Origin of the sequence: Stenotrophomonas sp. STK16_22 (assembly GCF_051984505.1) — a bacterium.
Classification (GTDB): Bacteria; Pseudomonadota; Gammaproteobacteria; order Xanthomonadales; family Xanthomonadaceae; genus Stenotrophomonas; species Stenotrophomonas maltophilia_A.
This window is the reverse complement of the sequence record NZ_CP196972.1, coordinates 1,454,869-1,477,316: the sequence shown is the minus strand read 5'-3', so window position 1 is coordinate 1,477,316 and position 22,448 is coordinate 1,454,869. Positions and strand designations below refer to the sequence as shown.

Here is a 22,448-nt window from a genome sequence, read left to right as displayed (position 1 = left end):
GCCAGGCAGGGCTGCCGGGCCTGGCAGCATGCGGGAACTGCCGGGCAGCGCGGGACGGCATGCCGGCGGGAACGGGCTGGCTCATCGGGGGGGAACTGGGAAGATGCGCAGATGATAGGCCAAACCCGGCCCACGGCGTCACCATCGCCAGCCGCGAAGGCTCAGCCCGCGCGGCCCGGCGGCGTCACCTGTGCACTGGCCGGCCACTGCACTACCGCCTCCAGCCCGCCTTCGACGCGGTTGCGCAGCCACAGCCGCGCCCCGTCTTTCTCAGCCAGGGCGCGGGCGATGGTCAGGCCCAGACCCGCGCCGCCGGTTTCGCGCGAACGCGAGGTTTCCACCCGCACGAACGGGTCGAACACGGCTTCCAGCTGATCCTCGGCCAGGCCCGGGCCGTCATCGGCCACCACCACGGTGATCGCGCCACCACTACGCTCGACCCGTACCCGCACCCGGTAGGCATACATCACCGCGTTGTCCACCAGGTTGGAAAACAGGCGATGCATGGCCAGCGGACGCAACATCAACACCGCTCCGCTGCCACCTTCAAAGACGACATCTCCGCCGCCCTCGGCCGTGTCTTCAACGATGCTCTCCAGCAACGAATCCAGGTCCAGTGCGGCGCGCTGCTCGGCGCTCTCCGCGCTGCGCGCCAGCTCCAGGCCTTCGCGCACCAACGCCTGCATCGCGGCCAGATCGCCGATCAGGCGCTCACGCAGCACCTCGTCGCTGACATTCTCCAGGCGCAGGCGCAGCCGGGTCAGCGGGGTCTGCAGGTCATGGGTGATCGCCGCCAGCATCTGCGTGCGCTCGGCCAGGTGCCGCTGCAGGCGATGCTGCATGGCGTTGAAGGCCTCTGCGGCGCGCTGCACTTCGCGCGGGCCGCGCAGCGGCAGTGGATCGCGCTGCAGGTCGTCGCCCAGGTCTTCGGCGGCTGCGGCCAGTTCCTGCAGCGGCGCGCTGGCCATGCGCGCGACGATATAGGCCAGCACCGCAATCGCGAGCACCAGCAGGGTCAGGAACCACGGGTCCACGGCGAGGATCCCGTTGTGTGCCACCGCCGGCGAATCCAGCGCCAGCTTCAGCAGCGTGCCGTCGTTGAGGGTCACGTCGACCGCACGGCACTTGGGCGGGATGAACGCCGGATCACGTTCGCGCGGATGCTTTCGATGCCCCGGTGGCGGCGGGGGCAGCAGGTCCTGCAGCTTGGGAATGCAGGAGCGGAACGAAGCGAAGTGCACATGCGCGCGTGCGACCGGCCCGGGCCGGTCATCGAGTACTTCCATCAACGCGGTATCGGCCCGCCCCAGGCGTGCGCCGGGTTGCAGCGCACGCACGCTCCGCCCACCGATTTCGAGCAGGCGCTCGCGCAGTTCGGGGTTGCCGTCGAGCAGGTTGACGTAGCCCTGGAGGCGGTCGGCGATGCGGTTCAGGTTCTGCCGCTCGAACTCCTGCTGGCGCTTGGAGGTGGCCAGCATGGTCGCGCCGATCGCGGCCACGCTCATGCCCAGCAGCAGGATCACGAACAACCGCCCGACCATCGAGGACAGGAAATGGCGCAGGCGCTTCATCGCGGCTTATTCCAGGTTCACCGAGGAGGCCAGTACATAGCCTTCGTTGCGAACGGTCTTGATCAGTCCGTCCGGGCCACCGTCGTCACCCAGCTTGTTGCGCAGCCGGCTGACCTGCAGATCAATGGCGCGGTCCTGTGCCTCGTAGTTGCGGCCGCTGCTGAGCGCGACCAGCTGCTCGCGCGACAGCACCTTGTTGGCGTGGGCGATGAACACCCGCAGCAGGCGGAACTCGGCGCCGGACAGCACCACCACGCGATCGTCCGGATCGACCAGGTGGCGATGCTCCAGATCGAACACCCAGCGCGAGAAGCGCGCACGGCGCACCGCCAGCGGCTCCAGGTTCGCCGGCAGCGCCTCGGTCCGGCGCAGCACGTTGCGGATGCGTGCCAGCAGCTCGCGCGGTTCGAACGGCTTGGCCAGGTAGTCGTCGGCGCCCATTTCCAGGCCCAGCACGCGGTCGATCGGCTCGGCACGCGCGGTCAGCATGATCACCGGTGTGTTCGAGCGCGCGCGCAGGTCGCGGCACAGGGTCAGGCCATCCTCGCGCGGCAGGTTGAGGTCGAGCACGATCAGGTCCACGTGTTCGCGGTCCAGCAGCTGGCGCATGGCGGTGCCGTCTGCGGCCGTGCTCACCTGGTAGCCGGCCCGGCCGAGCTGTTCGGCCAGCAGGGTGCGGATGTCGTTGTCGTCGTCGACGATCAGCAGTCGATGCATCGTGTTTTCAGTCTCCATGTCGCGATCATCCCGTGTCGGCAGCTGAACCGCATCCGGGGCAATGCGTACCAGTGTATCCAGCCATGGGCGGGATACCTGTGGTTACGCGTATTCACCGACAGTGTTACATAGAGACATACCCCGAGGATTGAGCCGCCCATCGCCCGGTCTTCACAATGCCCACCAACGCCGCCACCGCGGCCCCGAGAGTGAAGCCACGACGTGACGTTCCGCCTGCTGCCCGCGACCCGCCGGGGTCGCCTGATACTGATCGCCCTGCTCGCCCTTGCCGTTGCCGCAGCCGCCTGGTGGCTGCTGCGCAAGCCCGCCGCCCCGGCGGTGGCGACCACGCCGGTCAGCCGCGGTGACATCGAGCAGACGGTGGAAGCCACTGGCGTGATCGACGCCTACAAGCTGGTCAGCGTCGGTGCCCAGGCCTCGGGCCAGATCAAGTCGCTGAAGGTGCAGCTAGGCGACACCGTGAAGGAAGGCGACCTGATCGCCGAGATCGACGCCACCACCCAGCAGAACCAGGTGCTCAATGCGCAGGCCTCGCTGGACCAGGTCACCGCCCAGCGCGCCGTGCAGCAGGCCACCCTGCGCCAGGCCGAACTGGAATTCGCGCGCCAGCAGCAGATGCTGGCCGCCGAGGCCACCTCGCGCCAGGAATACGATGCCGCCGAGGCGCAGCTGAAGACCGCCCGTGCCCAGCTGCAGTCCTACGAGGCGCAGATCAAGGGCCGCGAAACCGAGCTGGGCACCGCCCGCGCCAACCTGGCCTACACCCGCATCACCGCGCCGATGGACGGCACCGTGGTGGCAGTGGTGGCCGAGGAAGGTCGCACCGTGAACGCCAACCAGACCGCACCGACCATCGTCATGCTGGCACGGCTGGACGTGGTCACCGTCAATGCCGAGATCTCCGAGGCCGACGTGGTCAAGATCAAGGCCGGCATGCCGGTGTACTTCACCACGCTGGGCGACCCGGACCGCAAGTACCACGCCACGCTGCGCCAGATCAATCCGGCGCCGGCCTCGATCGCCAACGAGAGTTCGTCCAGTTCCAGCAGTTCGTCCAGTTCCAGTTCCAGCAGCGCGGTCTACTACAACGCGTTGTTCGACGTGGAGAATCCGGATGGCACCCTGCGCATCGACATGACCGCACAGGTCTCGGTACTGCTGAAGCAGGCCAAGGGCGTGCTGATGGTGCCGGCAGTGGCACTGGGGCCGAAGCGCCGTGGCGACGAGCGCATGGTGCGGGTGCTGGACGACAAGGGCCAGCCGCAGCCGCGCAAGGTTACCGTGGGCATCAACAACGGCGCCTCGGCCGAGATCCTGTCGGGACTGAAGGAAGGCGAGCGCGTGGTGGTCGGCGAAGCCGGTGCGGCCGGTGCCAGCGCCGGCGGCGGCAACCGCGGCGGCATGCAGATGCGGGTCGGTGGCCCGGGCATGGGGCGCCGATGAGCACGACGGCGCCGCTGCTGCGCCTGCGCGACCTGCGACGCGAATTCCCGGCCGGCGACGATGTGATCGCCGTGCTGCGCGACGTCAACCTGGACATCCACGCCGGTGAGATGGTGGCCATCGTCGGCCAGTCCGGCTCGGGCAAGTCGACGCTGATGAACATCCTCGGCTGCCTCGATCGTCCCACCCGTGGCAGCTACCAGGTGGCCGGCCGCGAAACCGGGAAGATGGAGCCGGACGAGCTGGCCGAACTGCGCCGCGAGCATTTCGGCTTCATCTTCCAGCGCTACCACCTGTTGGGCGACCTCGATGCGCGCGGCAACGTGGAAGTGCCGGCGGTGTACGCCGGCAGCCCCGGCCCGGTGCGCAACGCGCGTGCCGAGCAGCTGCTGCAGCGGCTGGGCCTGAGCGACCGCATGCACCACAAGCCGGGCCAGCTGTCCGGCGGCCAGCAGCAGCGCGTGTCGATCGCCCGTGCCCTGATGAACGGCGGCGAGGTGATCCTGGCCGACGAACCGACCGGCGCGCTGGACACCAAATCCGGCGAGGAAGTGATGGCGATCCTCGGCGAGCTGCACGCCGAAGGCCACACCATCATCATCGTCACCCACGACATGAGCGTGGCCGAACACGCGCAGCGGATCATCGAGATCCGCGACGGCGAGATCATCGCCGACCGCGCCAACCCGAATGCACCGACCTACCGCGCGCAGCGCGAGGCCAGCACCGGCGTCGCCCGCGGCAACAGCTGGCGAGCCGCGCGCGACCGCTTCACCGAAGCATTCCGCATGGCGTTGCTGGCGATGAATGCACATCGGCTGCGCACCTTCCTGACCATGCTTGGCATCATCATCGGCATCGCCTCGGTGGTCTCGGTGGTGGCGCTGGGCAACGGCTCGCAGCAGCAGATCCTGCAGAACATCAGCGCGCTCGGCACCAACACCATCGATGTCTACCCCGGCCGTGGTTTCGGCGACATGCGCTCGGCCCGCGTGCAGACGCTCAAAGCCAGTGATGCCGATGCGCTGGCCCGGCAGAGCTACGTCGACAGCTCCACGCCCAGCGTGTCGACCTCGGTCACCGCGCGTTACCGCAACCAGTCCTCCACCGCCCAGGTCAGCGGCGTCGGCGAGCAGTTCTTCCGGGTCAAGGGCGTGACCCTGCTCAGCGGCAGCTTCTTCGATGCCGATGCAGTGAAGGGCCTCGGCCAGGTGGCGGTGATCGACGAGAACACCCAGACCCAGTTCTTCCCCGATGTCGATCCGATCGGCCAGGTGATCCTGCTGGGCAACGTGCCGGCGCGCGTGGTCGGCGTGGCCAAGCGCCAGAGCTTCGGGTTCGGCGGCAGCACCAGCCTGAGCGTGTGGCTGCCGTACACCACGGTGATGTCGCGCATGCTCGGCCAGAGCCACGTGTCCAGCATCACCGTGCGCGTGGACGACGCCACGCCGATGGATGCCGCACAGGAAGCGATCACCCGACTGTTGACCATGCGCCATGGCACCGAGGACTTCTTCCTCAGCAACAGCGCCGAAATCCGCCAGACCATCGAGCAGACCACGCGCACGATGACCCTGCTGATCGGCGCCATCGCCGCCATCGCACTGCTGGTCGGTGGTATCGGTGTGATGAACATCATGCTGGTGTCGGTGACCGAGCGTACCCGTGAGATCGGCGTGCGCATGGCCGTCGGTGCACGGCAGAGTGATATCCGCCAGCAGTTCCTGATCGAAGCAGTGCTGGTGTGCCTGCTCGGCGGCGTGCTCGGCATCGGCCTGGCCCTGCTGCTGGGCTCGATGATCGGCCGCTTCGCCAGCGACTTCCAGGTGCTGTTCTCCACCGCCTCGATCGTCGCCGCCTTTGCCTGCTCGACCCTGATCGGCGTGGCGTTCGGCTTCCTGCCCGCACGCAATGCCGCGCAGCTCGACCCGGTGGAGGCCTTGGCCCGCGAATGAAGATGATGATGATCCGACTGCCCTTCCCTGCTTCCCCGCGCCTGCTGCTGGCAGGTGCTGTACTGCTCGCCTTGTCCGGCTGTGCGTCGGTCGGCCGCTATCCGGTGCAGGATCCCGACGTGGCGGCCCGCTACGGGCGCGGCGATGCCACCCTCAACGCCCCGGCCGACGATCCGCGCAGCAGCCTGGATACGCCCGGCCGCGACATCCGCCAGGACACCTGGTGGACCGGCTTCGGCGATGAACGCCTGGACCGCCTGGTGGCGCAGGCACTGGCGGCCAACAGCGATCTGGCCGCCGCCGGCCTGGCCGTGCAGCGTTCGCGTCTGCAGGCCGGCCTGGCCAGCAACGCGCTGTGGCCGCAGCCTTCGTCATCCGGCGTCAGCGGCAACGCCAGTCGCGCCACCGACCAGGCCGACGACTGGCGCCGCAGCTATTCCACCGGCGTCTCGCTGGGCTGGGAAGTGGACCTGTGGGGCCGCCTGCGCACCCAGCGCGACATCGCCCGCTGGGAAGCCGAGGCCAGCGAGGAAGACCGGCAGAACACCGCGCTGCTGGTGATCAGCGACACCATCAACCAATACTGGAACCTGGCCTATCTCAACCAGTCCATCGCCACCGGCCAGGCCAACCTGGAGCGGCTGGAACGTACCCGCGAACTGGTCCAGGCCCGCTTCGACGCCGGTGCAGTATCGCGACTGGAAGTACGCCAGGCACTGCAGAACCTGCAGTCGCAGCGTTCCTCGCAGAGTGCGCTGGAACAGCAGCGGGTGGAGGCCCGCAATGCACTGACCGTGCTGCTGGACGGCACGCCCTGGCCGCAGCAGGACGAACCGCAGGACCTGCTCGGCGCACGCAGCCCCAGCATCGCGGAGGGCCTGCCGACCGACCTGCTCGGTCGCCGTCCCGACCTGCGCGCGGCCGAACTGCGCCTGCGCAACAGCCTGAAGACCATCAAGGTGACCGCTACCCAGTACTACCCGGCGCTGAGCCTGACCGGCAGCCTCGGCTCCAGTGCAACGTCGCTGGGTGACGTGCTGCGCAACCCGGTGGCCACGCTGGGCGCCGGCCTGTCGCTTCCGTTCCTCAACCTGCAGCGCGCGCAGCTGGATACCGATATCGCCGGCACCGCCTACCAGATCGCCGCGACCAATTTCCGCAAGACGCTGTATACCGCGCTCTCGGAAGTGGACAACGCGCTGTCGGCACGCGAGCAGCTGGCGCGCCAGGTGGCGGCCTCGCAGGCTTCGTACGACGAAGCGGTGGAAGTGGAACGGGCGCAGGAAGTGCGCTACCGCGTGGGTGCCACCGACCTGCGCACCTGGCTGGAAGCGCAGCAGACCCGGCGCGATGCCGAGCTGTCGCTGGCGCGCGTGCGCCAGGGCCAGCTGAACAACGACGTCACCTTGTTCAAGGCACTGGGCGGCAGCGCGGGGTGAGGCGGCAAGAGCGCCAACCAAGGTTGGCGACTACCGGTAGGTGTCGACCTTGGTCGACACGGCCGATCCACGCCATGCGTGAATCGGATCGCCGGTAGCGCCGGGCCATGCCCGGCGAAGCAATCCGCCGGGCATGGCCCAGCGCTACCGGAAAGCCGATCAACCGCGCTGGCGCACGGCCTCGAACAGGCTGACACCGGCAGCGACGGAGACGTTCAGGCTCTCGATCTCGCCCGGCATCGGGATCTTGACCAGGCCATCGCAGTTCTCGCGGGTCAGGCGGCGCAGGCCATCGGCTTCACCGCCCAGCACCAGGGCGATGTTGCCCTTCAGGTCCAGCTGGTACAGCGAGGCGGTGGCTTCGCCGGCCAGGCCGTAGATCCACACGCCCTGCTTCTGCAGGTCCTTCAGGCAGCGCGACAGGTTGGTCACCGCCACCACCGGGATCAGATCGGCGGCACCCGCCGAGGTCTTGCGCACGGTGGCATTGACCGTGGCCGACTTGTCCTTGGGGATGATCACGGCAGTCGCGCCGGCGGCAGCGGCCGAGCGCAGGCAGGCGCCCAGGTTGTGCGGGTCCTGCACCTCGTCCAGCACCAGCAGCAGGGCCTTGCCCTCGGCTGCAGTGACCAGGCCTTCCAGCTCGTTCTCGCTGTAGGTGCGGGCGGCGGCATAGCGCGCGGCCACGCCCTGGTGGCGTACCGAACCGCCGACACCGTCCAGCGCCTGGCTGTTCACCTTGCGCACGTCGATGCCCTTGCGGCGGGCGTTTTCCTCGATCTCGGTCAGGCGCGGGTTCTTCGCACCGGCCTCGACCAGCACTTCGCGGACGTTCTCGGCGTCGTTCTCGATGGAGGAGGCGACGGCGTTGACGCCGACAATCCACTGGCTGTTCTTGCTCATGCGGGCGGGGACCGGAAAGGGGGTGGCTATGGTAGAGCATCGGCGCCGACCGCGCTGCGCGCTCGCCGGGCACGGCCCGGCGCTACCCGCCGCTCAGCCTTCGGCGGAGCGGCTGCGCGGCGGCCAGTGCGGGGTGTCGTGGTCCGGATGCTGGTGGGACACGATGGTGGCCAGGAACTCCAGCGCCGCGACGTCTTCCTCGGTACGTCGCGCCGCCAGGCTGGACAAACTGTCGACGAACGGCAGCTTGCGCTCCACCCCGTACTGGATGGTCGGTGGCAGGCGTTCCGGCTCGTCGAAGGCACCGGCGGCCACGGCCACGCCATCCGGGGCTTCGTAGGTCAGGGGCGTTCCGCAGTCGGCGCAGAAGCCACGCCGCACCACGTTGGACGACTGGAAATAGCGTGGCTGGCCGCGGGTCCAGCTGAACTGCACGCCGCGCACCGACACCAGCGGCGCATAGTAGGCACCGAAGGCCTTCTGGCACATCCGGCAATGGCAGATCGAGCTGTCGGTCAGCTCGCCTCGCGCCTGGAAGCGGATCGCGCCGCACTGGCAGCCGCCGCTGTATTCGGGTTGGCCCTGCATGCGATGTCTCCTGGTAGTGACGGCCGCTGGCCGGCAACCCGTCGGTGCCGAGGGTGCCATGGATGCCGGCCAGCGGCCGGCACTACCACGGTCATCAGTATTTCTCTTTCTTCCGCTTGGCCGGCTTGCCACGCTCGGGCAGCGGCGGCAGGCCATCGCCTTCATCCTCACCCTTATGCTCGACCAGGCGGAAGTCGATCTTGCGCTCTTCCATGCTGGCCTTCAGCACCAGGATGCGCACGCGATCCCCCAGCCGGTAGCTGCTGCCACGGCGTTCGCCGGTCAGCGTCTTGCGAGTCGCGTCGAACTTGTAATAGTCCTGCGGCAGCTGGGTCACATGGACCAGGCCCTGCACCTTCGACTCGTCCAGCTCCACGAACAGGCCGAAGCTGGTCACGCCACTGATCACACCGTCGAACTGCCCGCCTACGTGCTTTTCCATCCACGCGGCGCGGTAGCGCTCGTCGACCTCGCGCTCGGCCTCATCGGCACGGCGCTCACGCTCGGAGCACTGCAGCGCCAGTGCAGCCATTTCGCGCGCGTTGTAGGTGAACTTGTCCAGCGGCTTGCCGGACAACGCGTGCTTGATCGCGCGGTGTACCAGCAGGTCGGGGTAACGGCGGATCGGCGAGGTGAAGTGCGCGTACGCCTCCAGTGCCAGGCCGAAATGACCGTGGTTTTCCGGGCTGTAGATCGCCAGGCTCTGGCTGCGCAGCAGCACCGATTCCAGCAGCGTGGCATCGGGGCGGTCGCGGATCTTCTTCAGCAGCTTGGTGTAATCACCCGGACGCACCTTGGACCACGGCGGCAGGCTCAGCTTGAACTCCTTGAGGAATTCCAGCAGGTCGGCGTACTTGGTTTCCGGCGGCTTCTCGTGGATGCGGTACGGGGCCGGCACATGGCGCGACAGCAGGTACCTGGCCGCCTCGACGTTGGCCGCGATCATGCATTCCTCGATCAGCTTGTGCGCGTCATTGCGCACCAGCATGCCGGCCTGGGTGACTTCACCGCGGTTGTCCAGCACGAAGCGCACTTCGCTGCTTTCGAACTCGATGGCGCCGCGCTTGGCACGTGCCTTGGACAGCACCTTGTACAGCTGGTGCAGGCGCTGCACCTGCGGCAGCAGGTCGCCCATCCAGGCCTTGGTATCGGCATCGTCCTCGCCCACCGCCTTCCACACCTGGGTGTAGGTCAGGCGCGCGTGCGAGTTCATCACCGCTTCGTAGAAGCGCGAATGCGTGACCAGGCCGTCGCGGTCGATCTGCATGTCGCAGACAAAGCACATGCGGTCGACCTTCGGCATCAGCGAGCAGATGCCGTTGGACAGCGTCTCCGGCAGCATCGGCACCACGAAGCCCGGGAAGTACACCGAGGTGGCGCGCTTCTGCGCCTCCTCATCCAGCGGCGTGCCGGGGCGCACGTAGTTCGAGACATCGGCGATCGCCACCACCAGGCGGAAACCCTCGGCATTCGGCTCGCAATACACCGCGTCGTCGAAGTCCTTCGCATCCTCGCCGTCAATGGTGACCAGCGGCGTGCTGCGCAGGTCGACGCGGTCGCCGATCATCGCCGGTTCGACCACCAGCGGTACCGAGGCGGCTTCGTCCAGCACTTCCTGCGGGAACTCGAACGGCAGCTCATGACCGTGGATGGCGGTTTCCACCACCAGCGAGGCGGTCAGCTTGTCGCCGAGCACGGCGATGATGCGGCCGATCGGCGGGCGGCGGCTGTCCGGCGCCTGGGTCAGTTCACAGACCACCAGCTGGCCATCGCGCGCACCACCGGTCTGGTCCGGCGGCACCTGCACGTTGCGCTGCACGCGCTTGTCGTCGGGCACCACGTAGTTGATGCCCATCTCGATGCTGAAGCGGCCGATCAGGCGGGTCATGCCGCGCTCGAGCACGCGGGCGATGCTGCCTTCGCGACGGCCACGATGGTCGATGCCGGTCACACGGGCCAGCACCTTGTCGCCGTGCATGACCTTGCGCATTTCATACGGCGGCAGGAACAGGTCGTCACCGCCCTCGACCGGGCGCAGGAAACCGAACCCTTCCGGGTTGGCAATCACCACGCCGGTGACCAGATTCAGGGTCTGGATCGGGGCGAAACCGCCGCGACGGTTCTGCACCAACTGGCCGTCGCGGACCATGGCACCGAGCCGGCGCGACAGCGCCTCGGCCCGGTCCGGCGCGGTCAGGCCCAGGCGCGCGCCCAGTTCTTCGGCGGTCTGCGGCCCTTCGCAGCGCTCCAGCAGGGCCAGGATGGCCTCGCGGCTGGCGATGGGCTGTTCGTACTTCTCGGCTTCGCGGGCGGCATAGGGATCGTCGATCACCTTGCCGGTCGGCGGCAGCTTGCGGCCCGGGGCCGGGCCCGGAGCGGCGGCATCGGCGCTGCGGACCTTGCGACCACGCGGTGGTGCGCCGCCTTCATTCAATTCGGGGAACCAGCCCGGCAACGGCTTGCCCGGCTTGGTGGTGCGGGCCGTGCCCGCCTTGGCGCCCTTCTTCGGGGCCTGGCTGCGGGAGGTGCTCCCGCCCTTGCTTGGTTTTTTGGTAGTCATCGCCCTACATGGTAGCCGCTGACGGCGTGCAGAACGGGTCAGCGGCTGTCTTGAAGGCCTTGCATGAAAAATATTCAGGAAGTCGTTGACAGCCTGCGGATTCATCTTCACAATTGCGCCTCTGGAACGCCCAGGTGGCGGAATTGGTAGACGCACTAGTTTCAGGTACTAGCGGGTAAAACCGTGGAGGTTCGAGTCCTCTCCTGGGCACCAACGAAAAAACTCCTCGCTTCGGCGGGGATTTTTTTTGCCTGTAATCCGGCCCTGAGGCTCGACTCTTACTCCTCCAGGAAGGAACTCCGACCCGGTATCGGCAATGATCTTCACAAGGGTGTTGACACCCCCGTAACAACACCCCATAATCTCGCTCCTCGACGCCCAGGTGGCGGAATTGGTAGACGCACTAGTTTCAGGTACTAGCGGGTAAAACCGTGGAGGTTCGAGTCCTCTCCTGGGCACCACGTCGAGAATGAGAAAAACCCGCGAAAGCGGGTTTTTTCATGCCCGTGATTCGGCATCGCCGCGACCGGCGGCCGGCATCACAACAGCGGCCGCAGCACCAGCTCCAGCCCGAGCAGCAGCAGGAAACCCAGGAAGCAGGCGCGGAACACCCGCGCACTGATGCGCTGCCGGATCACCTGCCCCAGCCACATGCCCAGCAATGCCGGCAGCACCGCCAGCGTACTCAGCCCCAGCTGCTGGATGCCGAATGCGCCGTGCAGCACCAGGCCAGTGGTCAGCGAAATCGTCGACACAGTGAACGCCAGTCCCAGCGCCTGCACCAGCTCCTCGCGCTGCAACCCCAGCGACTGCAGGTACGGCACCGCCGGCATCACGAACACGCCGGTGGCGCCGGTCACCACACCCGACAACGCCCCCACCAGCGGCCCCAGCCATCGCTCGCGCCGCTGCGGCACGCGGAACACCGGCGCAAGCAGGGCATAGGCCGCATAAACCACCAGCGCAACGCCCAGCGCAACACGCGACCAGGTGCGATCGACCCGCACCAGCAGCGCCGCCGAACCCAGCGTCACCACCACCACGGCCAGCATCATCGGCCACAGGCGCCGCACGATGTGGCCCAGTGAGGGGCCGGACAACAGCTGCCACGCATTGGTGACGAAGGTGGGGATGAACAGCATCGATGCCGCCGCCACCGGCGACAGCGCGCCACCGAGCAGACCCATCGCCACTGTCGGCAACCCCATGCCGGTCACGCCCTTGACCACACCGGCCAGCACGAACACCACCACCAGCAGCACGTAGAAGTACATCGATTCATTCATGCCTTCATTGGATCGGCCGGCCGCTCGGCGCACAATGCGGTCTTCCCGGCCTCGCCTTCGGCTGATCCGAAGGCGCAGGCGTTGCGATGAGGGCATCACATGCGGATGGATATCGCCGACCTGCGCCTGTTCCTGGCCATTGCCGAGGCGGGCAGCATCACGGCCGGTGCCGCGCAGGCAAACCTGGCACTGGGCTCAGCCAGTGAGCGCCTGCGCACGATCGAAGCCGATGCCGGTACCCCGCTGTTGAACCGGCACCCACGCGGCGTCAGCCTGACCGAAGCCGGTGCCGCGCTCGCCCACCATGCACGCTTGATCCTGCAGCAGCAGGCACAGCTGCGCGGTGAACTGCAGGCGTTCGCGCACGGTGCGCGCGGCACCCTGCATCTGTATGCCAACACCGCAGCGCTGACCAACTACCTGCCTTCGCGGCTCGCACCATGGCTGGCCGAACGCCCGCGCCTGCACGTGGAACTGCTGGAGCGCACCAGCCCTGAAGTCGTGCGTGCGATCAGTGCTGGCCAGGCCGAGGCCGGCATCATCAGCGATGCCGTCGACGCTGCCGGCCTGCAGCAGCATGTGGTCGCCGAAGATCCGCTGGTGATGCTGCTGCCCGCAGACCACCGCTTCGCATCGCGGCGCAGCGTGGCCTTCACCGATGTTGCCGGCGAGACCTTCGTCGCACTGGCCGATGGCAATGCACTGCAGACCTACATCGAGGACCAGGCGCGCGACATCGGGCGCCGCCTGGATGTACGCATCCGCATGAAGACCTTCGAAGGCGTATGCATCATGGTCGGCCACGGCATTGGTGTCGGCATCGTGCCGCGGACCATCGCCCGCCAGCATCGGCGCAGCACGCATACCGTCGCCGTACCGCTCGCCGATGCATGGGCACAGCGCCGCCTGTGCGCCTGTTTTGCCGAATGGGCGCAGTTGTCATCGGCAATGCGCAGCCTGCTGCTTCACCTGGGCGTGCAGCCGCAGAAAAAGGTGTGAAATGTTGTTGACACATCCTCTGCCGTACCGCACAATTCATCTCCTGAGTCGCCCAGGTGGCGGAATTGGTAGACGCACTAGTTTCAGGTACTAGCGGGTAAAACCGTGGAGGTTCGAGTCCTCTCCTGGGCACCATGACTCAAGATGATGAAACCCGCGAAAGCGGGTTTTTTCGTTTCCGGGGTTTGGCGAGCCTGGCATCGCATCTACCGCTGGAACTGTCGTATCTCGCACCACCCGGCAGTCGCCTGCTGCTGCATATCTCCTCCCGGCGCGTCGTTACCAGACCTTGAACGGCCCCCTTTTGGGTCGAGTTTCACGTTAGCCGTTCAATTCGTACTTTTCCTAGTCGAGATTTACCCGATTCCTTTTCGGTGGAAGGCAGATTTACAGAAGCCGGTTGCAGGTGTATCGCCACGACCTGACCAGCGCCCTCCCCCTTCCCCAAAGGACGCACCCATGCAGCGCAGCATCATCTGCCCTCACTGCCATACCGGCTCGAACCACGGCGTACGCGTATGCGTGGGATGCCAGGCCGAGGTCCACTACGGCGCATCGAAGGAGGCCGTAATGCTGGTCTTTGTTGCCGCCATCATCTGCGGCGCACTGGTCGGCAGCCGATTGCAGGCCACTGCTGGCTGGCTCACATGCGGCGCCGTACTTGTGGCGGGAATGTGGGCCACCACCCGATTGTTCTGCGATCGGGTGGTGTTCAAGCGCGTCTATCGCACCCGCTGAACCTGCGCCGCGGCACGATCCCAACGGCAGGGCCCGTGCGACCCGCGGTGCACAAACAAAAACCCCGCCTTGCGGCGGGGTCAAAATACAGCACGTGTTTCCAGGGAGTTTCAGTGTCCGCCACCGGCGGCCGCACCTGCGCCTGCGCCAAACGGCGGCTTGGCCAGCCACAGGAACGCGATGATCGCCAGGAAGATCCAGCCCAGCAGGAAGAAGATGTCGTTGAAGCCCATCTGCGATGCCTGGTGGTTGATCATGTTGTTCAGTACCGCTGCGCCATGTTGCAGGTCGCCCTGCCCCATCGCTGTCACCTGGTCCTGCATGCCCGGCTGATAGACCGAGATGTGCTCGGTCAGGTCGGCATGGTGCACCTGGGTGCGCCGCGCCCACAGCCACGTCGTCAGCGACGCCGCGAAACTGCCGCCCAGCGTACGCAGGAAGGTGGCCAGGCCTGAGCCCGCCGCGATCTCGCGCCCATCCAGGTCCGACAGCAGGATCTGCAGCACCGGCATGAAGAACAGCGCGACGCCGATGCCCATGATCAGCTGCACGCCCGCCACATGGTTGTAGTCCACCTGCAGGTTGAAGTTCGAACGCAGGAAGCTGGTCATCGACAACACAATGAACGCAATCGTAGCCAGCATGCGCATGTCGAAGCGCGATGCATACTTGCCCACGAACGGGGTCATGATCACCGGCAGGATGCCGATCGGCGCTGTCGCCAGGCCCGCCCAGATCGCGGTGTAGCCCATGTCACGCTGCAACCACTGTGGAATCAACAACGCCACGCTGAAGAACGCCGCGTAGGCCACCACCATCGCCAGCGTACCGGCGCGGAAGTTGCGATGCCGGAACAGCTTCAGGTCGACGATCGGATCCTTGTCGGTCAGTTCCCAGATCAGGAACACCGTCAGCGTGACCACGGCCACACACGCCAGCACCACGATCTTCATCGACGAGAACCAGTCCTCGTCGTTGCCCAGGTCGAGCACCAGCTGCAGCGCACCGACACCGATCACCAGGGTGACCAGGCCGACGTAGTCCATCTTCGGCTTCTCGATGTGCTCCGGGCGCCCCTTCAGCTGGTTGCCTACCACCAGCGCGGCGAAGATGCCCAGCGGCACGTTGATCAGGAAGATCCATTCCCAGCTGTAGTTGTCGGTGATCCAGCCACCGAGAATGGGGCCGCAGATCGGCGCCACCACCGTGATCATCGCCAGCAGCGCCAGTGCCTGCCCGCGTTTCTCCCGTGGATAGATCGAGACCAGCAGCGACTGCGTGATCGGGTACATCGGGCCGGCCACGAAACCCTGCAGCGCACGCGACAGCACCAGCATGCCCATGCTCTGCGCCAGGCCGCACAGCAGCGAGGTGATGACGAAGGCCAGCGTGGCCCAGACGAACAGCTTGCGTTCGCCGAAGCGGCGGCTGAGCCAGCCGGTCAGCGGCAGCGCGATGGCCGTGCTGACCGCGAACGAGGTGATGACCCAGGTCGCCTGCTGCGAACTGGCGCCGAGGTTACCGGCGATGGTCGGCAGCGAGACGTTGGCGATGGTGGTGTCGAGCACCTGCATGAACGACGCCATCGCCAGGCCCACGGTGCACAGGGCGACGCTGGGCGGCAGGAACCCGGAGGCCGCACCCGGCGCCGCCGGGGCACCCGGAGCACCGGGCGCGGCTGGAGCTTGTGCGGACATGGCGACCTCAGCCCACCTTCGCCTGCTGCGGCAGGTTGCCCTGGATGATCGTGTGGATCACCTCGTCGGCATCATGCAGCTGCTTGGCATACACGTCGGTGTCGAACACCGTGCCCTTGGCCGGGGTGCTCGGCAGCACTTCGCCCTTCTGGTCGCGCAGGCTCACTTCAGCCTTCATCGACAGGCCAATGCGCAGCGGATGTTCGGCCAGCTGCTTGGCATCGATGGCGATACGCACCGGCACGCGCTGCACGATCTTGATCCAGTTGCCGCTGGCGTTCTGTGCCGGCAGCAGCGAGAACGCCGAGCCGGTGCCCAGGCCCAGGCTCTGGACGCGGCCCTTGTACTTCACGTCACCGGCGTACAGGTCCGACTTCAGCTCCACTTCCTGGCCCAGGCGCATGTGGCGCAGCTGGGTTTCCTTGAAGTTGGCCTCGACCCACATCTGCTCGGTCGGCACCACCGCCATCAGGGCATTGCCCGGCTGCACGCGCTGGCCAACCTGCACCGAACGACGGGCGACGTAACCGGTGACCGGCGCGACGATGCCGGCGCGGGCATTGTTGAGGAAGGCCTGGCGCAGCTGCGCGGCGGCCGCCTGCACGTCCGGCTGGGTGGCGATCACGGTGTCGTCGACCAGCGCGCGGTTGCGCTCGACGGTCTCGCGCGAACCGGCCACGGCGGCTTCGGCAGCGGCCAGCTCGTCACGGGCATGGGCCAGTTCTTCATTGGAAATGGCGCCGGTGGCGGCCAGATCCTTGCGGCGGGCGAAATCGTCGCGCACCCGCTTCAGGGTCACCTGGCGGGCGTTCAAATCCGCCTGTGCGCCTTCCACGCTGCGGTACAGGCCACGGGTCTGGCGCACGGTCTTGGCCAGGTTGGCTTCGGCCTGCTGCAGCGCCACCGACGTGTCGGACGGGTCCAGCTGCACCAGCAGCTGGCCGCGCTCCACGCGCATGCCGTCATCGGCGTTGATGGCGACCACGGTACCGGCCACCAGCGGGGTGATCTGCACCTGGTTGCCCTGCACGTAGGCGTCGTCGGTCTCTTCGAACCAACGGCCGAACATGAAGTACCACAGCGCCAGTGCGGCAAGCAGCAGCACGACGATCACGAACAGGCCGCGCAGCAGGTTGCCGCGGCGGTTGGGGGCGGCCGGGGCCGCAGTGTCTTGGGTCTGGCTCATGGCGGAAGTCTTCAGGAATGCGAGGAATCGGAATGGGAGGCGATCGGTGCGCGGTCGGCGTCAGAGGGCTGGAAACCACCGCCCAGCGCCTTGCTCAGGCGCACCGAGGTCTGCACCTGCTGCGACTGCAGGCCGGCCAGCTGCTGCTGCGACTGCAGCAGGGTGGACTGCGCGGTCAGCACGTCCAGGTAGCTGCCGATGCCGGCGCGGTAGCGCTGCTGGGCCAGGTCGAAGGCCGAACGTGCGGTATCCACCGCCTGCTGCTGCGAATGCGCCTGCTGTGCCAGCGAACGCACCGCGTTGACCTGGTCGGCCACGTCGCGCAGTGCATCGAGCACGGTCTGGTTGTAGTTGGCCACCGCTAGGTCGTACTGCGCATCGGTGTTGGCCAGGTTGGCGCGCAGCTTGCCGCCTTCGAAGATCGGCAGGCTCAGCGCCGGTCCGATGTAGGCGAAGGTCGAACTGCTTTTCAGCAGATCGCCCACGTTCGGTGCGACGACGCCAGCCAGTGCGGTCAGGTTGAAGCTCGGGTAGAACTTGGTCCTGGCGACCTTGATCTGCTTGTCGGCCGCTTCCACGCGCCAGCGCGCGGCAACGATGTCCGGGCGACGACCCAACAGTTCGCTGGGCAGCACGCCCGGCAGCTGCAGCGCCATCGGATTCAACGCCTGCGGGCGCTGGATCGACAGGCCACGGTCCGGACCCTTGCCGACCAGCGCGGCCAGCGCGGTGCGGGCCGCATCGATGCGCTGCTGCGCGGCCTGCACCTGCTGCTGCGCGGCGGGCACGCGGGCCTCGGCCTGGCGCACCTGCAGATCACTGTCGATGCCGGCGCTGCGGCGTTGGCGGGTCAGTTCCAGCGACTTCTGCGAGCGGCCCAGCTCTTCTTCGGCCACGTCATTGAGCTGCCATGCATACGCCAGGTCGGCATAGGCCTGGGTGATGCCGGTGGACAGGTTCAGGCGTGCAGCCTGGGCTTCGACAGTGGCGGCATGGGCGCCGTCCACGGCCGCTTCCCAGGCAGCGCGCTTGCCGCCCCACAGGTCCACGCCATAGCTGAAATCAAACGCGACCTGGCTGCTGCCAGCGTAATGGCCACCCATCTCGCTGCCGGCCATCGACTCGGGCAGGCGCAGACCGGTGTAACCACCGGACACCGACAGGCTGGGGAGGCGATCGGCACGCGCGGTACCGACCTGCGACTGCGCCTGGCGCAGGCGCGCATCGGCAGCGTCCAGGCTCGGGTGGCCGGCCAGGCCCTCGGCGACCAGCGCGTCCAGCTGCGCATCGCCCAGCGCCTTCCACCAGTCCTGCGCCGGGAAGCCGGTGGCGCTGAGGTCGGTGTCGGCCAGGGTGCGTTCGCTGTGCAGGCTGTCCACGTCAAGCATGTGGCCCTGCGGGTTGAGGCCACGACTGCTGGCGCAGGCGGCCAGGGCCAGGGCCAGCGCTGACACCAGCAGCGCGCGCCCGGACCGGCGGAGAGTGGAATGCGGGATCGGGTTCATGGGGTCGTCAGGGAATCGCGGATTCGGGTAAGGAGGGACAGCAGCAGCGTGCGCTCGTCGGCGGAAAGATCACGCAGGGCGTAATCCATCACCGCGTCGCCACGCAGCTTCAACCGCGCCCACAATGCACGGCCTTCATCGGTCAGCACGATCTGCAGCGCACGCCGGTCCTGCGCATGCGGTTCGCGGCGGACGCAGCCCAGCGACTCCAGCTTGTCCAGCAGGCGGGTGACTGCGCTGGGTACCTGGTCGATGGCCTGGGCCAGTTCGTTGGCCGTACACGGGGCCATGTGCGAGAGCACCTTCAACCCGATGTAGTGGGTGAAGCCGATACCCAGGTCTTCTTCAGCCATGGACGCGTCGAGTTGCCGGACCAGGCCGTCGCGCACCTGGCGCAGCAGCAGGCCGAAGCTGGGGGGAGTGGTTGCAGGACAGATCATGGGGGAGCATTCTCTTCCAAAAAAAATATTTCTCAATGGAAATATTCGATCTGGCATCGAATGCTGTGTTGCAGCAGTGGGCTGGATCAATGAAGGCGCCTACCTTAATGATCTGGTCAGGTGGCCCGGTAGTACAATTCAGCCAATGGATGACACATTTCAGCCAGCGGACATGATGAACAAGGCAGAAATTCCCGCTCCCAAGCGCCTGCTCAGGGACGACGCACTGGATTGGTTCGAGCGCAACGATGGCCCACCGGTGGTCGCTTTCCGCTTCGACAGCCCGCAGGGGCTGGTCCGGGAAGTGGACTGGCACCACCATCAGCGCGCCCAGCTGATCTGTGTCGAGCGTGGCCTGCTGACCACCCGCACCTCGCACGGGACGTGGTCGCTGGCGCCGGGTTCGGCCGGCTGGATGCCGCCGCTGGAGCCGCATACGGTGACCCTGGACGGTCCGCTGCGCGGCTGGGGCATGGCGCTGGCCGCGCCGGCCTGCGCCACCCTCCCCGCCGATCCCTGCGTACTGGGCCTGTCCAAGCTGGCGCAGGCGCTGGCCGACCGCATCTGCGAATGGCCGCTGGGCTATGACACCACACCCGAGCGCCAGCACATCATCGAGGTGCTGCTGGACGAGATCCGCACCGCGCCGCGCCAGCGCATGCACCTGCCGATGCCGCACGACCGGCGCCTGCTGAAGATCGCCTCGCAGCTGCTGGCCGACCCCTCCGACGAGCGCAGCCTGGCCGAATGGGCGCATTGGGCCGGCCTGTCGCCGCGCAGCCTGACCCGTCACTTCCGCGACGAGACCACGCTCAGCTTCGCCCAGTGGCGGCAACAGGCCCGCCTGTCCGAAGCCCTGCGCCAGCTGACCGATGGCCGCAGCGTGGCCGACATCGCCCATGCACTGGGCTTCAGCAGCGCCAGTGCCTTCGTCACCGTGTTCCGCCGCCACTTCGGGCTGCCACCGGGGCGTTATCTGGCGCGGGCCGGGCATGGCCTCGAAACCGGGCTGGACCCTGCACGTGGCTTGGCATCCCCCGCCGCATCCGGATAATCACAGGATTGCGAGCGGCGACCGCCGTCGCCGCCTCCCGACAACAGGTAACAACGCCGCATGACCGAACTTGCCCGCCCCGTGTTCCACGGATTCGAACAACTGCCGCTGCGCGAGTACGCCGAACGCGCCTACCTCGACTACTCGATGTACGTGGTCCTGGACCGCGCCCTGCCGTTCATCGGCGACGGCCTGAAGCCGGTGCAGCGCCGCATCATCTATTCGATGAGCGAGCTGGGCCTGAATGCCGCGTCCAAGCCGAAGAAGTCCGCGCGCACCGTCGGTGACGTCATCGGTAAGTACCACCCGCATGGCGACAGCGCGTGCTACGAGGCGCTGGTACTGATGGCACAGCCGTTCTCGTACCGCTACCCGCTGATCGAGGGCCAGGGCAACTTCGGCTCCAGCGACGACCCGAAGTCGTTCGCGGCGATGCGTTACACCGAATCCAAGCTGACCCCGATTGCCGAAGTGCTGCTGGGCGAACTGGGCCAGGGCACCACCGACTGGGCACCGAACTTCGACGGCACCCTGCAGGAACCGACCTGGATGCCGGCACGGCTGCCGCACCTGCTGCTGAACGGCACCACCGGCATCGCCGTGGGCATGGCCACCGACGTGCCGCCGCACAATCTCAACGAGATCGTCAGCGCATTGCTGCACCTGCTGGACAACCCCGATGCCAGCGTGCGCGACCTGTGCGAGCACGTGCAGGGCCCGGACTATCCGTCCAGCGCCGAGATCATCACCGCGGCCAACGATCTGCGGAACATCTACGAAACCGGCAACGGCAGCGTGCGCGCACGTGCGACCTTCAACAAGGAAGCCAACAACATCGTGGTGACGGCGCTGCCGTTCCAGGTGTCGCCGTCGAAGGTGATCGAGCAGATCGCCGCGCAGATGCGCGCCAAGAAGCTGCCGTGGCTGGAAGACATCCGCGACGAATCCGACCACGCCAACCCGGTGCGCGTGGTGCTGGTGCCACGTTCCAACCGCGTCGACGCCGACCAGCTGATGGGCCACCTGTTCGCGACAACGGACCTGGAGCGCAGCTACCGCGTCAACCTCAACGTGATCGGGCTGGACGGCCGTCCGCAGGTGAAGAACCTGAAGATGCTGCTCAGCGAATGGCTGACCTTCCGCAGCAACACCGTCACCCGCCGCCTGCAGCACCGCCTGCAGAAGGTCGAGCGCCGCCTGCACCTGCTGGAAGGCCTGCTGGTCGCCTTCCTCAACCTGGACGAGGTGATCCACATCATCCGTACCGAGGACGAACCGAAGGCGGCGCTGATCGCGCGCTTCGGCCTGTCCGAGGAACAGGCCGAGTACATCCTGGAAACCAAGCTGAAGCAGCTGGCCCGCCTGGAAGAGATGAAGATCCGCGGCGAGCAGGACGAGCTGGCCAAGGAACGCGAGAAGATCCTCGGCATCCTCGACAGCAAGGCCAAGCTGAAGAAGCTGATCCGCGACGAACTGACGGCCGACGCCAAGAAGTTCGGCGACGCGCGCCGTTCGCCGCTGGTGCAGCGCCAGGCCGCGCAGGCCATCGACGAGACCGAGCTGGTGCCGAGCGAGCCGATGACCGTCGTGCTGTCGGAGAAGGGCTGGATCCGTGCCGCCAAGGGCCACGACGTCGATGCGTCCGCCCTGTCCTATCGCGATGGTGACGCCCTGCAGGGCGCGGTGCGTGCGCGCAGCACCCAGCAGGTCGCGTTCCTCGACAGCGAAGGTCGCGCCTACTCGACGCCGGTGCACACCCTGCCCTCCGCGCGTGGCAACGGTGAGCCGCTGACCGGCCGCTTCTCGCCGGCAGCGGGCACCAGCTTCGTGACCCTGGCCAGCGCCGAGCCGGACACCCGCTTCGTGCTGGCCTCCACCCACGGCTACGGCTTCGTCACCCGCTTCGAGAACCTGATCGGCCGCAACAAGGCCGGCAAGGCGATGCTGAACCTGTCAGCCGGTTCGACCGTGCTGACCCCGTCGGTGGTGGCCAACGTCGCCACCGACCGCATCGTGGCGGTGACCAGTTCGGGCAACCTGCTGGCGATCGCCGCCAACGACCTGCCGGAACTGGACAAGGGCAAGGGCAACAAGATCATCGAGATCCCCAAGGCCAAGCTCGCCACCGAACGCGTGGTCGCCATCGTGGCCATCAGCCCGGGGCAGACCCTGCAGGTGCGCAGTGGCCAGCGCACGATGGGCCTGAAGTTCAACGAACTTGACGCCTACCTCGGCGCCCGCGCCACCCGCGGCCACCTGCTGCCGCGCGGCTGGCAGAAGGTGGAAGGGTTGTCGGTGGAATAAGGGCTTGGGCCCTGCCCCTGGTGGGTGTCAACCTTGGTTGAG

17 protein-coding genes and 3 tRNA genes are annotated in these 22,448 nt (G+C 67.1%); 10 read left to right on the top strand and 10 right to left on the bottom strand.

Translation table 11 applies throughout. The features are described from left to right. Positions 1-161: 161 nt before the first annotated feature. Positions 162-1,571: an ATP-binding protein gene (locus tag ACSYAO_RS06720; protein WP_440566711.1), complete on the bottom strand. Its 1,410-nt coding sequence runs from the start codon at positions 1,569-1,571 to the stop codon at positions 162-164. Between the two features lie 6 nt (positions 1,572-1,577). Continuing rightward, entirely contained in the window at positions 1,578-2,306 is a 729-nt protein-coding gene (locus ACSYAO_RS06715) for a response regulator (RefSeq protein WP_005408779.1), read from the bottom strand. Positions 2,307-2,510: 204 nt separating this feature from the next. Here ACSYAO_RS06715 and ACSYAO_RS06710 point away from each other — a divergent pair, with 204 nt between their 5' ends. From ACSYAO_RS06710 to ACSYAO_RS06700, 3 genes are read left to right on the top strand one after another with little or no spacing between them, the layout of a single operon-like run. Then, entirely contained in the window at positions 2,511-3,752 is a 1,242-nt protein-coding gene (locus tag ACSYAO_RS06710; protein WP_032127909.1) for an efflux RND transporter periplasmic adaptor subunit, read from the top strand. Further along, on the top strand, positions 3,749-5,707 hold the full coding sequence (locus ACSYAO_RS06705) for a MacB family efflux pump subunit (protein WP_032127910.1): 1,959 nt from the start codon (positions 3,749-3,751) through the stop codon (positions 5,705-5,707). The genes ACSYAO_RS06710 and ACSYAO_RS06705 overlap by 4 nt, the downstream gene beginning before the upstream one ends. Positions 5,708-5,709: 2 nt before the next feature. After that, a complete protein-coding gene (locus ACSYAO_RS06700) occupies positions 5,710-7,146 on the top strand; it encodes an efflux transporter outer membrane subunit (protein WP_414574457.1) in 1,437 nt (478 codons plus the stop codon). 159 nt (positions 7,147-7,305) lie between these two features. On the opposite strand, the gene rlmB is transcribed toward ACSYAO_RS06700, so the two are convergent. The 3 genes from rlmB to rnr all read right to left on the bottom strand — a co-directional run bounded on the left by rlmB (position 7,306) and on the right by rnr (position 11,197). Beyond that, complete coding sequence (rlmB, locus tag ACSYAO_RS06695) at positions 7,306-8,049, bottom strand: 23S rRNA (guanosine(2251)-2'-O)-methyltransferase RlmB (RefSeq protein WP_005408775.1); 744 nt, start codon at positions 8,047-8,049, stop codon at positions 7,306-7,308. 93 nt (positions 8,050-8,142) lie between these two features. Next, positions 8,143-8,637 carry a GFA family protein gene (locus ACSYAO_RS06690; RefSeq protein ID WP_197655899.1) on the bottom strand — a complete coding sequence of 165 codons (495 nt, stop codon included), beginning with the start codon at positions 8,635-8,637 and terminating at the stop codon, positions 8,143-8,145. Positions 8,638-8,731: 94 nt separating this feature from the next. Beyond that, positions 8,732-11,197 carry a ribonuclease R gene (gene rnr, locus ACSYAO_RS06685; RefSeq protein WP_049421611.1) on the bottom strand — a complete coding sequence of 822 codons (2,466 nt, stop codon included), beginning with the start codon at positions 11,195-11,197 and terminating at the stop codon, positions 8,732-8,734. A gap of 128 nt (positions 11,198-11,325) precedes the next feature. Here rnr and ACSYAO_RS06680 point away from each other — a divergent pair. Both ACSYAO_RS06680 and ACSYAO_RS06675 read left to right on the top strand, forming a co-directional pair. Next, positions 11,326-11,410, top strand: a tRNA-Leu gene (locus ACSYAO_RS06680). Positions 11,411-11,573: 163 nt separating this feature from the next. After that, positions 11,574-11,658: transfer RNA gene (locus tag ACSYAO_RS06675), tRNA-Leu, on the top strand. Positions 11,659-11,736: 78 nt separating this feature from the next. Here the strand turns inward: ACSYAO_RS06675 and ACSYAO_RS06670 are convergent. Then, positions 11,737-12,483 (bottom strand): sulfite exporter TauE/SafE family protein, encoded by a 747-nt coding sequence (locus ACSYAO_RS06670; protein WP_107433349.1) that lies wholly within the window; start codon positions 12,481-12,483, stop codon positions 11,737-11,739. 99 nt (positions 12,484-12,582) lie between these two features. Here ACSYAO_RS06670 and ACSYAO_RS06665 point away from each other — a divergent pair, with 99 nt between their 5' ends. From ACSYAO_RS06665 to ACSYAO_RS06655, 3 genes are all read left to right on the top strand, one after another. Further along, positions 12,583-13,482: a LysR family transcriptional regulator gene (locus tag ACSYAO_RS06665; protein WP_121503834.1), complete on the top strand. Its 900-nt coding sequence runs from the start codon at positions 12,583-12,585 to the stop codon at positions 13,480-13,482. A 50-nt stretch (positions 13,483-13,532) separates the two neighbouring features. Beyond that, positions 13,533-13,617 (top strand) — tRNA-Leu (locus ACSYAO_RS06660). A 324-nt stretch (positions 13,618-13,941) separates the two neighbouring features. Next, complete coding sequence (locus ACSYAO_RS06655; RefSeq protein WP_197655898.1) at positions 13,942-14,220, top strand: hypothetical protein; 279 nt, start codon at positions 13,942-13,944, stop codon at positions 14,218-14,220. A 110-nt stretch (positions 14,221-14,330) separates the two neighbouring features. Here the strand turns inward: ACSYAO_RS06655 and emrB are convergent, their stop codons facing one another. From emrB to emrR, 4 genes are read right to left on the bottom strand one after another with little or no spacing between them, the layout of a single operon-like run. Continuing rightward, the gene (gene emrB / locus ACSYAO_RS06650; RefSeq protein ID WP_032127920.1) at positions 14,331-15,917 is read right to left on the bottom strand and encodes a multidrug efflux MFS transporter permease subunit EmrB; all 1,587 of its coding nucleotides are present in this window, start codon (positions 15,915-15,917) and stop codon (positions 14,331-14,333) included. A gap of 7 nt (positions 15,918-15,924) precedes the next feature. Beyond that, on the bottom strand, positions 15,925-17,103 hold the full coding sequence (emrA, locus tag ACSYAO_RS06645) for a multidrug efflux MFS transporter periplasmic adaptor subunit EmrA (protein WP_049399501.1): 1,179 nt from the start codon (positions 17,101-17,103) through the stop codon (positions 15,925-15,927). A gap of 11 nt (positions 17,104-17,114) precedes the next feature. Beyond that, positions 17,115-18,608 carry a multidrug efflux transporter outer membrane subunit EmrC gene (gene emrC, locus ACSYAO_RS06640; protein WP_197655897.1) on the bottom strand — a complete coding sequence of 498 codons (1,494 nt, stop codon included), beginning with the start codon at positions 18,606-18,608 and terminating at the stop codon, positions 17,115-17,117. Next, positions 18,605-19,048, bottom strand: a complete 444-nt coding sequence (gene emrR, locus ACSYAO_RS06635) for a multidrug efflux system transcriptional regulator EmrR (RefSeq protein WP_099523437.1) — start codon at positions 19,046-19,048, stop codon at positions 18,605-18,607. The genes emrC and emrR overlap by 4 nt, the downstream gene beginning before the upstream one ends. 172 nt (positions 19,049-19,220) lie before the next feature. Between emrR and ACSYAO_RS06630 the strand changes: the two genes are divergently transcribed. After that, entirely contained in the window at positions 19,221-20,102 is an 882-nt protein-coding gene (locus ACSYAO_RS06630; RefSeq protein WP_005408765.1) for a helix-turn-helix domain-containing protein, read from the top strand. 60 nt (positions 20,103-20,162) lie between these two features. Beyond that, positions 20,163-22,406, top strand: coding sequence for a DNA topoisomerase IV subunit A (parC, locus tag ACSYAO_RS06625; protein ID WP_134951891.1), 2,244 nt, complete (start codon positions 20,163-20,165; stop codon positions 22,404-22,406). Positions 22,407-22,448: the final 42 nt, after the last annotated feature.